This window comes from Rariglobus hedericola (assembly GCF_007559335.1).
Taxonomy (GTDB): Bacteria; Verrucomicrobiota; Verrucomicrobiia; order Opitutales; family Opitutaceae; genus Rariglobus; species Rariglobus hedericola.
In genome coordinates, this window is record NZ_VMBG01000002.1 from 784,960 (window position 1) to 799,503 (window position 14,544).

At 62.5% G+C, this 14,544-nt stretch carries 15 protein-coding genes; 2 read left to right on the forward strand and 13 right to left on the reverse strand.

Translation table 11 applies throughout. The features are described from left to right. Window position 1 precedes the first annotated feature (1 nt). The 5 genes from FPL22_RS13650 to FPL22_RS13670 form a co-directional block, all read right to left on the reverse strand. A complete protein-coding gene (locus tag FPL22_RS13650; RefSeq protein WP_162525313.1) occupies window positions 2–1,003 on the reverse strand; it encodes a threonine ammonia-lyase in 1,002 nt (333 codons plus the stop codon). Window positions 1,004–1,115: 112 nt separating this feature from the next. Next, entirely contained in the window at window positions 1,116–1,349 is a 234-nt protein-coding gene (locus FPL22_RS13655) for a hypothetical protein (protein ID WP_144230963.1), read from the reverse strand. Between the two features lie 148 nt (window positions 1,350–1,497). Next, on the reverse strand, window positions 1,498–3,591 hold the full coding sequence (locus FPL22_RS13660) for a TonB-dependent receptor (protein WP_144230964.1): 2,094 nt from the start codon (window positions 3,589–3,591) through the stop codon (window positions 1,498–1,500). Window positions 3,592–3,704: 113 nt separating this feature from the next. Then, the gene (locus tag FPL22_RS13665) at window positions 3,705–4,055 is read right to left on the reverse strand and encodes a hypothetical protein (protein WP_144230965.1); all 351 of its coding nucleotides are present in this window, start codon (window positions 4,053–4,055) and stop codon (window positions 3,705–3,707) included. Between the two features lie 46 nt (window positions 4,056–4,101). Then, window positions 4,102–5,241, reverse strand: a complete 1,140-nt coding sequence (locus FPL22_RS13670) for a copper-binding protein (RefSeq protein ID WP_162525314.1) — start codon at window positions 5,239–5,241, stop codon at window positions 4,102–4,104. A gap of 121 nt (window positions 5,242–5,362) precedes the next feature. Here FPL22_RS13670 and FPL22_RS13675 point away from each other — a divergent pair, with 121 nt between their 5' ends. Continuing rightward, the gene (locus tag FPL22_RS13675; RefSeq protein ID WP_203235159.1) at window positions 5,363–6,043 is read left to right on the forward strand and encodes a YoaK family protein; all 681 of its coding nucleotides are present in this window, start codon (window positions 5,363–5,365) and stop codon (window positions 6,041–6,043) included. 94 nt (window positions 6,044–6,137) lie between these two features. Beyond that, on the forward strand, window positions 6,138–6,518 hold the full coding sequence (locus FPL22_RS13680) for a hypothetical protein (RefSeq protein ID WP_144230968.1): 381 nt from the start codon (window positions 6,138–6,140) through the stop codon (window positions 6,516–6,518). Window positions 6,519–6,660: 142 nt separating this feature from the next. Here the strand turns inward: FPL22_RS13680 and FPL22_RS13685 are convergent, their stop codons facing one another. From FPL22_RS13685 to FPL22_RS13720, 8 genes are all read right to left on the reverse strand, one after another. Continuing rightward, window positions 6,661–8,070 carry a PepSY-associated TM helix domain-containing protein gene (locus FPL22_RS13685; protein WP_144230969.1) on the reverse strand — a complete coding sequence of 470 codons (1,410 nt, stop codon included), beginning with the start codon at window positions 8,068–8,070 and terminating at the stop codon, window positions 6,661–6,663. Between the two features lie 67 nt (window positions 8,071–8,137). Continuing rightward, the gene (locus FPL22_RS13690) at window positions 8,138–8,629 is read right to left on the reverse strand and encodes a Fur family transcriptional regulator (RefSeq protein WP_144230970.1); all 492 of its coding nucleotides are present in this window, start codon (window positions 8,627–8,629) and stop codon (window positions 8,138–8,140) included. A gap of 9 nt (window positions 8,630–8,638) precedes the next feature. Next, the gene (locus tag FPL22_RS13695) at window positions 8,639–9,025 is read right to left on the reverse strand and encodes a hypothetical protein (RefSeq protein ID WP_144230971.1); all 387 of its coding nucleotides are present in this window, start codon (window positions 9,023–9,025) and stop codon (window positions 8,639–8,641) included. A gap of 137 nt (window positions 9,026–9,162) precedes the next feature. Beyond that, on the reverse strand, window positions 9,163–9,378 hold the full coding sequence (locus FPL22_RS13700; protein WP_144230972.1) for a hypothetical protein: 216 nt from the start codon (window positions 9,376–9,378) through the stop codon (window positions 9,163–9,165). Window positions 9,379–9,688: 310 nt separating this feature from the next. Then, complete coding sequence (locus FPL22_RS13705) at window positions 9,689–10,153, reverse strand: flavodoxin domain-containing protein (RefSeq protein WP_144230973.1); 465 nt, start codon at window positions 10,151–10,153, stop codon at window positions 9,689–9,691. Between the two features lie 294 nt (window positions 10,154–10,447). Then, window positions 10,448–11,287, reverse strand: a complete 840-nt coding sequence (locus tag FPL22_RS13710) for a helix-turn-helix domain-containing protein (protein ID WP_144230974.1) — start codon at window positions 11,285–11,287, stop codon at window positions 10,448–10,450. A gap of 119 nt (window positions 11,288–11,406) precedes the next feature. Further along, the gene (locus FPL22_RS13715; protein WP_144230975.1) at window positions 11,407–12,087 is read right to left on the reverse strand and encodes a Fe2+-dependent dioxygenase; all 681 of its coding nucleotides are present in this window, start codon (window positions 12,085–12,087) and stop codon (window positions 11,407–11,409) included. A gap of 63 nt (window positions 12,088–12,150) precedes the next feature. After that, window positions 12,151–14,508, reverse strand: coding sequence for a TonB-dependent receptor domain-containing protein (locus FPL22_RS13720; RefSeq protein ID WP_144230976.1), 2,358 nt, complete (start codon window positions 14,506–14,508; stop codon window positions 12,151–12,153). Between the last annotated feature and the right edge of the window lie 36 nt (window positions 14,509–14,544).

Genomic DNA, 14,544 nt, shown 5'->3' on the forward strand with positions numbered 1-14,544 from the left:
TTTACGCCGCGATCTGTTCCGCGCGCAGAACGCGGGCGCGGCGCAGGGCGCGGGCGTGGTTGGCGGGGTCGATGTTGGCGCCGGTCAACGCGACCAAGACCCGTTTGCCGGCGAGTGAGGACAGGCGTCCGCTTAAACACGCGGCGAGCGCGGTGGCACCGGCGCCCTCCAGCGTGACGCCGTGGGCTTCGTGCGCGGCGAGCAACGCGAGGGCGAGGTCGTCTTCGCTCACGGTCACCACGTCATCCACGAAGGCGTGCGCATGGGCGAAGGTGTGGGCGCCGGTTTGCGCGACGGCGAGTCCGTCGGCAAGCGAGGGGAGCGTGGCGGTGCGCACGGGACGGCCGGCCTGACGCGCGGCGACGAGTCCGGCGGCATGCGCGGGCTCCACGCCGATCACCTGCACCTCGGGGCGCAACGCCTTCACAACGGTCGCGACACCGGCGAGCAGTCCGCCGCCGCCGACGGGAACCACAAATGCATCCACGTCGGGTTCGGCGAGCAACGCTTCGAGGGCAAGCGTGCCTTGGCCGGCTATGACCGACAGGTCGTCGAAGGGATGGACGTAGGCGAGTCCCTGCTCCACGGCGAGAGCGTGGGCATGAACGGAGGCCTCGTCATAGGTGTCTCCGTGGAGCACGACACGGGCGCCGAGCGTATGGCAGCGCGTGGCTTTTACGCGCGGGGCGTTGCGGGGCATGACGACGGTGACGGGCACGCCAAGTTCGCGTCCGTGAAACGCGAGGCCGAGCGCGTGGTTTCCGGCGGAGGCGGCGATGACGCCGCGGGCGCGTTGAGCGGGTGTGAGCGAGGCGAGGGCATTGCGTGCCCCGCGTTCCTTGAACGAACCCGTGGCCTGGAGGTAGTCGTGTTTGGCGATGATCTCCATGCCCGCCAGATCGCTAAGGCGCGCCGAGGGCGCGCAAGGAGTGACGCGGACGCCGCCTGCCAGGCGCGTTTGCGCGTGGAGGACGTCGTCGAGGGTGAGCAGGGATGTGTTCATCGAGAAAAAATCTGAAAAGCGGAGAAAGGTCGGAAAATACAGACAACAAAAAGCCCCGGGCTGTGAGGCCCGGGGCTGATGGAAATTCGCGTTTAAAAGTGTGATGATGCGTTCACGCGATGCGTCCATGCCCGGGCCGGCGGCTGATAATAATCATGCCAATAATCATGGCGCGGGCGTTGGTGTTGCGGGAGGTCATTGCGGTGAAGCGATTACGAACCATGCGGAAATTGGTGGTGAAAGCAAGGCCGCGGTCCTGCGGGAGCCGTGCGTTCCCTCTCAAAAATAATTCAAAAAATCTTTCAACTCCGGATGATTTTTTGGCAAAGATGAGTAGATTAATCACGTGACCGAGAGGTCACTGACTCCGCCAGATAGTAAGACGAAGATAACCGCCATAGCCGCGGTATTCGGGTCTGAACCCGAAGACGTAGAATAGTCGCCGCCAGCTCAGAGCTGACGGCGACTTTCTGTTTATAGCGGGCCTGATCTGATCAGAAGCTGGCGCGCACACCGAAGGTAATTGCGCGGCCGGGGAGCGGGGCGATGTCCTTGATGTTGGCAAAGGAGCTGGCGTTGCGCGCGGACTCGTCGGTGAGGTTGCTGCCGCGCACGAAGAAATCGTAGGTCACGGGATTCGTCTGCCAACGATAGCCGGCAGAGACGCCGAGAAGGGCGTAGCCATCGGTGGGCGTTTCGCCGGGAGCGCGGTTGCGTTGCTCGGCGGCGTATTGGACGTCGATGCCGGCGCGCCAGGCGGCGAAACCCCAGTCGAGGGCGACCAGTCCTTTCACAGGTGGAATGCGGGGCAGGTCGGGACCATCGATTTCGCTGGCGCGGGTGTGGTCGATGTTAAAGCGCAGATCGAGCGTATGGCCGGGTTCGTCGTGCAGATGGAAAACCGTTTCCAGCTCCACGCCGTAGAAGAGCGCGTCGCGTTGCACGAAGCGAAATTCGGGGAGCGTTTCCTCGTCGCCGCTGCCGGGGATGCCATCCGGATCCTCGAAGACCACGGGCGTCGCGGTGTCCTGAAGGAAGATGTATCCATCAAATCGATTCGCGAAGACGGTGAGCGCACCGGTCACGAAGCCGCGGGTTTTGCGCAGACTGAGCTCGGCGCCGAGCGCGGTCTCGTTGTCGAAGGAGGCGTTGCCGACTTCGTAGGCGTCGGTGCCGATGTGCGGGCCGTCGGCATAGAGTTCCTGCGCGTTGGGTGCGCGGGTGGTGTGCGTGAGGCTGAAGGCGAGGCTGTAATCGGGGTTGAGCGTGTAGATGACGCCGCTGGAAAGGCTGAGAGTGTCCCGGTCGTCGGAACGTGCGGCGTAGGTGCGCGTAGGGTCCAGGCCGTTCAGGAAGAGGACGCTGTCGAAGGCATCTGCATCGATGGCGCGGTGTTCGTAGCGGGCGCCCGCCTGCCAGGTGAACGCGCCGGTTTTTGCTTCTTCAAAAACAAAGAGCGCGAGATTCTGCGTGTCGCTGGTCGGCAGGTAAGCCTCCGCGCCGACCGCGCTGAAATCACTGAAGCCGACCTCGGCACCGAACGCACCGGTGAAGCCGGCGAGCGGGCCGTGGAGGAGTTCGACGCGACCGTTGTAGCCCTTGTTGGTGAACACGGTGCCGGAGACGCCACCCTCGAATTCGGTGTGCTGGTAATCGGCGACGCCGAACTTGGCGCGGGCGCCGGTGAAGATGCCGAAGTCACGGTTGTAATCTGCGGAGAAATCATAGCGACGCTGACGCAGCTCGATCTCGACGGACGGCTCGTTGGGCACGCCGTAGGTGGTGTTGAACCCGTTGTAGTTGAGGCCGGCGTTGAAGTCGGGATTCACATAGGAAAGCCCGATGGAACCGCCGTCCGCGTCGAGTTGGGTATTTGGAATGTGTCCGCGACTGGCAGGGTTGGACGGATCGGCGAAGCCGGGGACTTCCACGTCGTCGGCCTCGCGGCGGAAACCGTCGAGGTGGAGAACGAAGCCGGATTTTGTTTCGCGATTCGGGGCGAGGGCCACGTCGAGCGAGCCACCGGTGGCGTAGCCGTTGGTGTTGGTGTCGTAGCGCGAATCGATGGTGCCGGAGAAGGTATTTTCCGGCAGTTCGCTTTCGATGCGGTGATCGATGACGTTGACCACGCCGCCGACGGCCGCGCCGCCGTAAAGCAACGAGGCGGGGCCGCGCACGATCTCGATGCGTTTCACGAGAAACGGTTCGACGCTCACGGCGTGATCGGGGCTGGTCGAGGAGGCGTCGATGGTGTCGGTGCCGTTCTGGAGCACACGGACACGGTTGGCGTCGAGGCCGCGGATCACGGGACGGCTCGCGCCGGGGCCGAAGTAGCTTGAACTCACGCCCGGCTGGCCGGCGAGGGTTTCACCGAGGGTGGGTTGCTGGCGCAGGAGCAGTTCGCGACCGCCGAGGACGGTGGTGGCGGAGGTCAACTCGGCCTGGCTACGGGCGTAGGGCGAGGCGGTGACCACGACATTTTCGAGGCTGACGGAATCGTCGGGCGGCGTTGCCGGCGGGACGGTTTGCGCGTGCGCCAGACTGGTGGCGACGGCGAGTAAGAGGGGAAGACGGACGGAAAAGTGCATGATGATACGAACGACTGCAAAGGGATGTATCCGCGCACAATGAAGGCGCGGGGGTGCGAACAGGAATAAGCACGGGGCTTCGCGCAGGAAGCCGCCGGAAGATCAGCTGAACTTTATCCGATGTAGGGCGGTCCGCGCGCCGGCCAAAGCAAGTGGCGCGGAGCGGAGACCGCGAGTGTGTCCCGCGCAGGCGGCACATTCGCGGTCCAGGTAATACGCGGCGTGGTGATACGCGGCAGGTCGATCGGCGTGGTGATTCCGTGGCCAAAAAGAGTGATTGCGCAACCGGCGTCGTCCGTTGCGAACGGAGCGTCATGATGGTGGGCTGACGACGAATCGTGCAGATGGGCGTGCGCCGAGGGGGAGACCGCCAGCAGGCCCAGAGCGAACACCAAGCCTGCAAGCAACCACGTGAGCGCACTCTGGGTGCGGCTGAGAGTGGGAGCTAGGCGAGGGGATGACATGACTGGCTTAGAGTAATAGCAGATGCGTCAAGGGGCGCGCTCGTTTTCAGGGCGTGACCAGCGTGCGCACATTAAACAACCACAAGTCGGGACCGATGCGCTCGGTGCGGGCAAAGACGCGCGAGTTGGGTTTTGCCGCAGTGATCATGTCGGGCGCGGCTTTGAAAATCGTGGTCGTGGCTTTCAGGAGGCCGGGAATGTCGTCATGGCTGAGCGTGATCGTGCCGGCCTTTGGATTGATGTCGGTGATGCGGCCCTTCAGCGCGTAACCGCGTTGGTCTTCGGGACGCGGATCGCAGCCGCAGGTGTCGGCTTCGGCCAGCAAGGAGGCATCGGGCAACGTAATCAGGCGGGCGACGGGTTGGCCTGAAACGGTATAGGCGAGGCGCAGTTGGGCGGGCGTGGTATCGCCATCTTTGATACGAGTGAGTCGCGGGTGGCCGGGATCGGGGGCGAGACGGGCGAGTTGCACCGGCACGCTCAGCGTGCCTTGGGGTGAGATGCGGCGAAGCAGAATGACGTAGTCGGTTTCGAGGCGTTCCACCCAGGAGACGAGTTGCGCGCCATCATCAAGGAGGACGATGGAAACGCGGCCGATGGGGGCGATGTCGTCAACGCGGAGGGGAATAAGCCATTGGCTGCCGGCGTTGCTGGAGGTGGCCACATTGATGCGCGGACCTTCGGCGGCGGTGAACCAGGCGACCGCGACATGGGACCCGCGGCTGTCGATGGCCGGACCCTCGCCGACGGGATCATCCAGTGTGCGCCAGTCGTCTTGATTGAGCGTGGTGGCCGGTTGCCAGGCGCCGTCTGCGAAACGGGCGGTGCGCAAATCACGAGTGTCGCCTTCGCCACGACCGCGCCAGACGAGCAGCGCGGAGTTGTCGGCAAACGCGACCAAGACAGGCGGGCAACCGGCGGTGGCATGCGGATCGAGCACATACGAAGCGCCCTTGGTCAGATCAAAAAGGAGTTCTTCGCCGGCCAGCCAGACGGTGAGTTCACGACCATCGGTCAACGTAACGCGGGCGCGGGCATCTGTTTCGGTGCGCGTGGATGCGGAGGTTGATGCGGGCACCGCGACGAGCTGGTTGTGCACAACAAACGTCGGAGAGTCCGTGGCGGCACGCACCCCGGAGGCAGCCGTCAGCAAACCAAGGAGTAAAAACAGGGGGCGCGATTGCACAGGTCTAGGTATGCAACCGGAACAGGCTGGAGACAAGCCGTGCGCAGGGTTTTCGAGCAAGCGAACAGGAGTTGGCGCCAGTGGACTTGCTGCTCGTCTAGCGGGTGTTAAGCTCGAAATCGTGCTCTCGAAACCGATTCCGCCTTGGATTCTTGCTGGTGGTTTTGTGCTCACCTGCGCGGCGGGGAGCATCAATGCAGTGGGTTTTCTGGGGATGCACCATCAGGCGATCTCGCACATGTCGGGAACCGTCACGGTGCTGAGCAATGAATTGGCGACGGGCCAATTTTCGCTGGCGTGGTATGCGGTCATGGTGGTGCTGGCTTTTTTTACGGGCAGTGTGTTGAGCGCGGTGATCATTCGCCAAAGCGCGCTCAAACTCGGGCGCCGTTACGGGGTGGCGCTGATGCTGGAATCGGTGTTGCTGATCGTGGCGAGCCGGCTGCTCGCGCATGGTGATTACATGGGAGAGTGTCTGGCGGCGATGGCGTGCGGTCTGCAAAATGCGATGGCGACGCATTACAGTGGCGCGATTATTCGCACGACGCATGTGACGGGAATCATCACCGATCTGGGAATTGCGGTGGGGTTGAAATTCACGGGGGAGCCGATTGAAAAGCGCAGGACGGGATTGCTGCTGGTATTGCTCGCAGGGTTTTTCACCGGCGGAATTCTGGGCAGCTGGGGCTACACGCTGCTAGGGTTTGATACCCTGTTGTTTCCCGCGGCGCTGACCGGCGTGGCGGGCGGTGGTTATTTTGCATACAAATACTTTGCGCGCCGGGGCATGGCTGAATCTTAACCAGCACTAGAGTAGAAAAATCAGCATTTTTTGGAAAACGATATTCTCGGCTTGCCAGCTCTTCATTGAGAACAAGTCTCAGTATCTTATTATTATGAACATCAAATCCTCGTTATCGGTGATCCTCGGTGCAGTTTCTTTGGTTTTGGCGGTGCCTGCCGTGCAGGCCCATGGCGACCACAGCGCGGGCGGCAACACGCCTGAAGCTCGCGCCAACCGTCTCGAAGAAGCGCTCGGCTTGAGCGAAGAACAGGCCAAGAAAGTCGAAGCGGTTTACGTCGAAGAAGCTGCGGCGATCACGGCTCTGAAGGAAAAGAAGCTGGAGCCCAAGGTGCAGCGCGAAGAGATGAAAACCTTGCGCACCGCTTTCCAAGTGAAGGTGAAGGCGGTGCTCACCGCCGAGCAGCTGGCGAAGCTGGAAGCGCAGATGAAAGAACGCGCCGCCGCTCGCGAGGCCGCTGAAGCCGCCAAGTAATCCGGTTCGGATTTGTTAAATAAAAAGCCGCCGCCCTGCGAGGGGACGGCGGCTTTTTTGTGACTGATGCGATGTGATGAGGTGAGGCTTCCCAGTGGGAATGCTTTCGGAGCGGGCGCACACAAGGTGCGCCCCTACGGCATCAGGAGGTGGGTGCGGGCTTGGTTTTCTTTCGACCGTTTTTGCCGAAGAAGCGGCGCCAGCTGAGGGCGAAGCCGGTGTAAACGAGGAAGAGCGCACCGATCGAGGCGATGGCCGCGATGAGCTGAGTGGGCCAGCCGGCAATGGTTCCCATGTGAACGGGTTTGGCGAGGGCGCGAAGGCGGCGGCCCAGGTTTTGATCGCCGAAGTTCTGGGTGCGCAGGATGTCACCGGTGTAGGGATCGAGCGAAAGGGTGAGGCTTGAGGTGGAAAACCACATGTCGGACGTGCGCACCGTCAGGACGACCGCCTGCGGTGCGCGGGGCGTGCGGGCAGCGCCGCCACCTTCGGCAGCGCGGGCCGGACGTTCGCCGGCGCTGGCGGTTTCACTCGGGGCTTCCGTCTTGGCGGCGGGAGCAGCCGGAGTATCGCCGGCGGGGCGGCGTTGCTGCCGTTGATTTCCACCGGCGGGACGGAGGGTGATCTGGGTCCAGTTCGGGTAGGTTTCGCGGACCTTGGCGAGGAGCGGGTCGTAGGCGAGGGCGCGGGTGCCACGAGGAGGCGTGGGGACAACCACCGGAGGAAGGCCGTCGGGTGTGGTTACAGGGGCCGGTGCCGCAGGAGCGAGCGCAGTGGTGTTCGCAGCGGGGGCGGGAGTTGTGGCGGGCGGTGTATTTTCGCCGGGGCCACCTTCGGGAGCACCTTGGGCGCGGGCGGCGGGCACGGGATTGCCGGTGAGGATGTAGGCGAGGTTGCCGGCCCAGCGGTAGGTCATCATCAGGCCGGTGATGCAGATGAGGATGAGCAGGGGCGTGGTCCACAGGCCGATGACGTTGTGCCAGTTCCAATCGCGCAGTTTGCCTTTGGCACCGATGAACCAGACTGAGGGTTTCATGGAGCGCCAGTTCCACTTGCGCGGCCACCAGATGATCAGGCCCGTGACAGAGAGACCGAGGAAGATGAAGGTGGCGATACCGATGATCTGGCTGGCGATGGGGCGTTGGTCGCCGGAGAGTGCGAGGTAGCGGTGCAGACTAAGGGTGAAGTTGAAGAAGGCGCGGAGCTTTGCGGAGCCGGCTTCCTTGATGGCGGTGGTGTGGGGATCAACGTAGAACGTGAGACCGCGGCCGGCGGGGATGACGATGGCAGCGGTGGGATCTGCGTAGACGGTGAAACCGGCGGGTCGTGCATCGGGGTGTTCTTCGCGGATGAACTTCATCAACTCCTCGATGCTGGTCTTTTCGGCGTCGGCTGCGGCGGCCGGGATGCGGCGGACGTCACGCTCGACGAAGTCGATGATCTGGGGCTCGAAGGAGAGCGTGAGGCCGCTGAGGGCGAGCAGGGCGATCACGAGGCCGGCGGTCAGGCCGGAGACGAGGTGCGTCCAAAAAAAGATTTTACGAAGGTTCATTGAAACGAAGAGGAAAGGGAGAAACGCCGGTCGGCAGGTCGCGAATGACGGCGGGGACAGCGAAGAGTTACGCGCCTTTGCGTTTGCGTCGCGCGCAGGAGCCGCACTGGCGGAGTTCTTCGCAAGAGGCTTCGATGCGCAGGCTCATTTTCTGTGGGTTGAAGCCGAGTTGTTTGGCGAGGAACCCTTCACGTAGCGGCAGGCAATCGTCATTCATCGGGATGACTTGCTCGCAATCGGTGCAGACGATGTTGCTCACGCCGGTGTGCTTGGAGTCGATGAGGGTGTAGCAACGCAGATCGTTCGGGCCGGTGATCTCTCGCAGCAGGCCGGCTTCGACGAGGCTGCCCAGTGTGCGGTAGATGGAGGCGTAGGAAATGCCGCGATCAATCAGACGGGCCTGCGTGCGAAGTTCGTCGGCGGAGAAGGGTGCGGCTTGCGCGGCAACAACGCGGGAAAGCACATCGCGGACTTGGGTGCGACGGCTGCCGTCCTTACTCCAATGATCCTGCGCGCGCTGCACGAACGCCTCGATATCTTCCGGGGGGCGCGTTGCCATAATACGAACTCAAGCCGCCTGCTTGTAGCGGAAGGCGAGATTGATGCCGGTAGATCCGTAGGCGCGGTTTTCGTGAAATTCGGCCATCGTGCGACGGCAGTAGGTCTCCAGATCTTCGGACTCGGAAAGTTGGAGCGGAAACGCTTCGAGGGGGCGGGAGGATTCGTCGGAGGCGACGACTTCGATGTGGGTTTCGAGCCAGTTGCGCAGCGGGCAGAGCTTGGCGATCACGCGTGCAGCGGCGGCCGTCTGAAGGGCAAAGTAGCAGGCGACGCAGCGACCGGGACGGGTCTTGCTGGAGGCGCAGGCGCGCAGGTCGAGCAGGGTGTCTGCCTGACGGCAGAACGGCTCAGCCAAGGGCGCGAGCACCGGATCGAATGCGTGGTTAAGTTGCACGCGGCGAAATTGATGAGACTGAGAATCAGGCTCAACTAAAAAACCGAAGAAAAACGGAGGCTTTTTGGCCTCCGTGAGTTAGGTTGTGGCAGTTAACGCCACAATTGTGATTTTTGCGCGTAATCGGCGCCAAATGATCAGGCCTTGGAATAATCGCCGCACCAGTCGGCGGCTTTGGTGACAGGAAAGCGGGATTCAAACTTAACATCGTCATCGACGTTGAAGGCGATGGTCTGCGGGGCGTGGCGACGGCATTCGCCCAAAGTGTTGGTCTTGGCCTCCCAGTAAGTGCAGGACTTGCATTGGGCGGCGGCGGTGACGGAGGCTTTTTTGGTTTTGGCGAGAGTGCTCATGGGAAGTGGTTGGTTTGTATCCAACTCTATCCCACGACAGGCCTGCTGGCACAAGGTAAGAGGCCGCGGCGGGCGTTCTTGTGGCTGACATTCAGTCGCAACTGAGTGATCGGCGGGGACCAAATCCGGCGATCTTTACCTGTTTGATCTGCAATCAACAGGAACGACCGAGCACTTGGTGAAAAGGAAAGGGGGCGCGATCAATGAAGTAGTAGCAGGAAGGCGGCGAGTCCGACGACGGCGCAGACGATGGAGAGAGAGAACTTCCACGTGTCGATCGCGTCGTGGGATTTCGCCGCCTTCATTGTATTCAGGAAGCGGTGACGGCTTCGCTGATGAGGGGGAGGGCTTGGCCGATCCACTCGTTGTAGGTGTCTTCGTAGTCGAGGTCGGCTTCGGCGCGCGGGAGAAGGGCCTTGGCACCGAGAGCGGTGAGGCGTTCGTCGAGCTTGCGGGCGAAGCCGTTGAAGTCGGAGTAGTCGCGGTCACCGAGGCCGAGGACGGAGTAACGCAGACCGGAGAGATCGAGCTGGGCCTTCTCCAAATCGTAGAAGAAGTCGCAGCCATCGCTCGGGGGTTCGCCATCGCCCCAGGTGCTGACGACGAACAGGGCCAGCTGCTTGGAAACGAGATCGGCGGGCTTGAGCGTGGAGATGTTCGCCACGATGGCATCGGCCTGACCTTCGGCGACCGCGCGCTCGTGTGCCTGGCGGGCCAGCGTTTCGGAGTTGCCGGTTTCGGTTGCGTAGTAAATCGCGAGGATGGGTTTGCTCATGGGAAAATGAAGTGTGCCGGGAGACGGATGTCAGCGGACAAAATTATCAGGTCGGGCGGCAACAAAGCTTACCGATTCTTGCTTAACTTTTACCGATCCTTGCCGTCGGTTTTCCATTTGCCGGAACGCGATGTGCGGACACAAAAAGGCCGCCAGGCGACCAAACCCGGCGGCGACCAATTTTGACCTTAACGACTCTGACCAAAGAACGCGACTTGCTGGTAAACCGAACAAATCGTGGAGCTACTTTAGCATGCCTGAATGGCGGAATGCTTACCGGTCCTTGCTGAGTGTTTACCCGTTGTTGCGAGGGAGCAGGGCACTGGGCGATTTGCCGTGGTGTTCGGTGAAAGCCCGGGAGAATTGGCCCAGGCTTTGGTAGCCGGCGGCAAAGGCGGCTTCAGTGACGTTGGCCTGTCCGGAGCGGAGAAGTCCGGCGGCGTGATCGAGACGCAGGCGGCGCAGATGCACGGTCGGGCCATAGCCGAATTCGGCGGTGAACAGACGGCTGAGATGCGAGGGGCTGCTGTGCGCGGCCTCGGCGAGATCGGTCAGCCCGATGGGTTCGGAGAGGTGCGCCGCCATGAAATCCAGCACGGCGCGCAGTGCCGGGTGCAGCACGCGCGAAGTGTTGCGGGAGTGGGGTGAATCGGCCGGAGGCGGAATGATCAGCGTGAGCAGTTCGATGAGTTTTCCGGTGCCCCAAAGCGCGCGGAGCACGGGAGAGACAGGACAACTGCGCAGGGCGAGGATCAGCGTCTGCATCGACGGAGTGAGCGGAGCAGGGCCGTGGGCGGGCGCCGCTCCCGGGGCGGCCAGCAAGGAATGCATCTCGGTGGGTAGCGCGGCCGGCTGGAAATGCCATACGAGCAGTTCGGCGGCGTTTTTGGAAGCGGAGCGGAGCACGGTGGCGCCGAGCGGGGAGAGCCAGGCGAACTGGTTTGTTTCCAAGATCCAGGAGCGATCGGCGTGGGTGCACGTTACGGGGCCTTTCAGGCAGAGCAGAAGCAGGTGTTCGGGCTGGGCGGACGAGGCATGGGGCAACACGAGGCCGTCCGCGGGGAGGCGGATTTCGGCGAGGTGCTGGGATGAAGCGACTTCGCCGGAGAGCGTGCGGGTGTCCGGCGGGAGCATGATGTTGATAAAATAAATCAGCCGCCGGACGACCAAGTCCGGCGGCTTTTGACCTTGTTTGACTCTGACCCGACTAACCTGACGTCGTCCAGAACGACCAAGAACCGGACGAAAGTGAATTATACCTCAGCCCATTCGCGGATGAGGTTGTGATAGACGCCGGCGAGCTGCACGGCGGCGGGGCTTCCGGGTTGCTCGGCACCGACACGCTGGGTGGCTTGATCCAGCTCGAAGAGCAGTCCGCGGTGAGAGTCGTGGCGGATCATGCTTTGTATCCAAAAAAACGAACACAGGCGCGTCCCGCGCGTGACGGGGGTGACGCGGTGCAGGCTGGTGCCGGGGTAGAGCACCATGTGGCCGGCGGGGAGTTTTACGGATTTCGCGCCATAGGTGTCTTCGATGATGAGTTCGCCGCCGTCGTAGTCTTCGGGGTTGGCGAAGAAGAGCGTGGCGGAGAGATCGGTGCGCAGGCGCTGGGCGGTGCCGGGAATCTGGCGGATGGAGCCGTCCACGTGGTTGCCGTAGTTTTGTCCGCCGGTGTAGCGGTTGAACATCGGGGGCAGGATGTGCAACGGCAGGGCGGCGGACATGAACAACGGGTTTTGCCCGAGGGCGCGGACGATCATCTGGCCGACCTGTTTGGCGGCGGGATGATCGGCGGGGATCTGCATGTTATCCTTCACCTTGGCAGCCTGATGGCCCGCGGTGGCCTTCCCGTCGGTCCAGTCGGCGGCGTCGAGAAGCGCGCGGGCTTCAGCGAGTTGGTCGGGATTGAGGACGTTTGGGATGTCGAGGATCATGCGGATTGAAAAGACAAAGCCGTCCCGTTTCGCAAGGAAACGGGACGGTGGTGGCCGAGGAGCTTAGAACTTAAAGTCGGCGCTGAGGACGTAATTGCGGGTGGCGCCGGGGTAGTAACGCGCGCCGCCGTTGTTGACGCGGTAGTATTGCTCGTCGAGCAGGTTGTTAACGTTGAGGCGGACGGTGAGATTTTTGCTCACCTCGTAGGCGACGAGGGCGTTGACCAACCAGTAGGACGGGACGCCCGTGATGGTGGATGCGGTGGGCACGGCGGTGGTGCTGGTGCTGCGTGCGACCGATTCGGAATACTGAACGCCGCCACCGATGGTGAGGTGGAAGGGCAGCGCGTAGGTGGTCCAGAGGTTGCCGGAATACTTGGGAGTGAAACGGAGTTCGGCACCTGATCCGGCGGCGGGCGGAGCACCGGCGGATGTGGTGTTGGTGGTGTCGAGCCAGGAGAAGCCGCCGAAGACGAGCCACTCTTTGGTAATCTTGCCGGAGATGCCGAGCTCGATGCCGTCGACCTGTTGCTCCGCGTCATAGACGATGACGGGGATGGCGGTGGTGCCGATGTTGGTGGCTACATTGGTGTTGAGGGACCGGAATGCAGCGAGGTTGGTGGACAGGCGGCCTTGGAAGAATTCCCACTTGGTGCCGATTTCGTAATTTTGGGCTTCCTGGGGTTCGACGCCGGGATCGTTGGCGTTGCCCGCCGTGGCGGAGAACGCGAAGTTGGTGCCGGGAGGGGTCTGCGAATTACCGTAAGCGGCGTAAATGGTCCCGTTGGGAAGGGGCTTGTAGGCGGCGCCGACCTTCCAGCTATAGAGGTCGTCGGAGGTCTTGACGCGGCTGAGGACGGGAACGGGGGTGGTGGTGCTGGGCGTGGCGAGGCTGGTGCCCGTTATCCAATAGCGCTCGGCGCGCATGCTGCCGTTGATGAGGAAGCGTTCAGTGATATGAATCGTGTCGAAGAGATAAACCGCGACGGTGTCGATTTCGGCTTCGGAGAAAGCGCCGTTGGCGACCCGACCGGGGACCACGATGGGGCGGTTGGGATCGGGGTTGTAGGCGTCCGTGATGAGGTTGGGATCCAGGATGCTGCTACCCGGGAATGCCGTGCCGGAGGCGAGAACGCTCTGGTAGCTCGGCGTGTATTGGTCCTCGCGGGTGGCATCGAGTCCGGTGGAGACATCGTGGGTGAGGAAACCGGTCTCAAACTTCGTGGTGAAGTTCGTCTGGTTGGAGAAGATTTTGTTTTCCGACTCGTTGATGATGCGGCGCGCGAAGACGTTGGGGGCGGTGTAGGGATTCGGGCCGATGTAGGTGGTCATCGCCTTGCGATCGGTCTTGGCGTAACGCGTCTGGTTGGTGATGCGGTTGTCGGGCGTTAAGTCGTGTTCGATGCGGGCGGTGAAACCGAGGCTGGTGACATCTTCATAGTCGGCCTTGGTGCCGTAAAAGTTGCTTTGATCAACTGGGCCGGAAGGAAGCGTGGCGCCGAGGGGATTGCCCGGGAGGAAGGCGGCGGGAAGGCCGGAGTCGGGGCGGTTGTCCTGCTTCACATAAGAACCGGAGAGGATCAGGCGCGTGGGTGTGCCGAGTCCGAAAGCGAACGACGGCGCGACGCCGGTGCTGGTGTTCTCGACGTAATCGCGACCGGGGACGCCGCTGTCCTGCGCCATGAGATTGAGGCGGAAGGCGGTGCCGGGGACCGGGCTCTTATCGAGCGCGATGTTGGTGTCGATGGCGGCGCGGCTTTGGGGATCACCGCCACCCTCGGACAATCCGTAGCTAAGGGCTGCGGTGGTGAAGTTTTGAAGCGAAGGGGATTTGGTCGCGAGATTGACGTAACCCGAGCTGCCGCCGCGGCCGTTGTCGGCACCGGCGGGACCCTTGGCGATTTCAACCTGTTCGATGTTGAAGACATCGCGGCTGAAGGCGCCGGTGTCGCGCGTGCCATCGACGAAAATGCTGCCGGAGGAGTCGAAGCCGCGCATGGTGAAGGTATCACCGGAGGCAACGTTGCCGTTTTCGCCGGCGGTGAAGGTGATGCCGGGCGTGTTGCGCAAGACGTCGCTGAGGGTGGTGGCGCCCTGCTGGTTGAAGATTTCCTTGGGCACGACGACGACCGTCTGGGGGGTGTCCAGGAGGGGTTGCGTGAACTTCGGTGAAGACAGTTTGGGGGCTGCGGTGGCCTCGACCGTGACGGCGGGGAGTTCGACCACGTCAGAAGGCTTGGTGTTCTTTTGCGCGTCCGTGTTAGCGGGGGCCGGAGCGGCCTCTTGGGCGCCGAGTGAACCGATCATCATCAGCGGGGACATAAACGCCAGAGTCTTGGCGAATGAGCCAAAGCCCATGGGGCAATCGCTGGCGGCAGTGGAAGGGAGATCGCGGGAAGAGGAAAAAGATGAGGGATTCATCGGATGGGCGCTGTTAATGAGACTCCATCTCATGCT

Bases quoted from the DNA above. Each gene is read 5' to 3' on its own strand.
- FPL22_RS13715 (WP_144230975.1), bottom strand. From the start codon at position 12,087: ATGATCCTCGACATCCCAAACGTCCTCAATCCCGACCAACTCGCTGAA.
- FPL22_RS13650 (WP_162525313.1), bottom strand. From the start codon at position 1,003: ATGAACACATCCCTGCTCACCCTCGACGACGTCCTCCACGCGCAAACG.
- FPL22_RS13665 (WP_144230965.1), bottom strand. From the start codon at position 4,055: ATGTCATCCCCTCGCCTAGCTCCCACTCTCAGCCGCACCCAGAGTGCG.
- FPL22_RS13680 (WP_144230968.1), top strand. From the start codon at position 6,138: ATGAACATCAAATCCTCGTTATCGGTGATCCTCGGTGCAGTTTCTTTG.
- FPL22_RS13685 (WP_144230969.1), bottom strand. From the start codon at position 8,070: ATGAACCTTCGTAAAATCTTTTTTTGGACGCACCTCGTCTCCGGCCTG.
- FPL22_RS13705 (WP_144230973.1), bottom strand. From the start codon at position 10,153: ATGAGCAAACCCATCCTCGCGATTTACTACGCAACCGAAACCGGCAAC.
- FPL22_RS13710 (WP_144230974.1), bottom strand. From the start codon at position 11,287: ATGCTCCCGCCGGACACCCGCACGCTCTCCGGCGAAGTCGCTTCATCC.
- FPL22_RS13690 (WP_144230970.1), bottom strand. From the start codon at position 8,629: ATGGCAACGCGCCCCCCGGAAGATATCGAGGCGTTCGTGCAGCGCGCG.
- FPL22_RS13720 (WP_144230976.1), bottom strand. From the start codon at position 14,508: ATGAATCCCTCATCTTTTTCCTCTTCCCGCGATCTCCCTTCCACTGCC.
- FPL22_RS13700 (WP_144230972.1), bottom strand. From the start codon at position 9,378: ATGAGCACTCTCGCCAAAACCAAAAAAGCCTCCGTCACCGCCGCCGCC.
- FPL22_RS13660 (WP_144230964.1), bottom strand. From the start codon at position 3,591: ATGCACTTTTCCGTCCGTCTTCCCCTCTTACTCGCCGTCGCCACCAGT.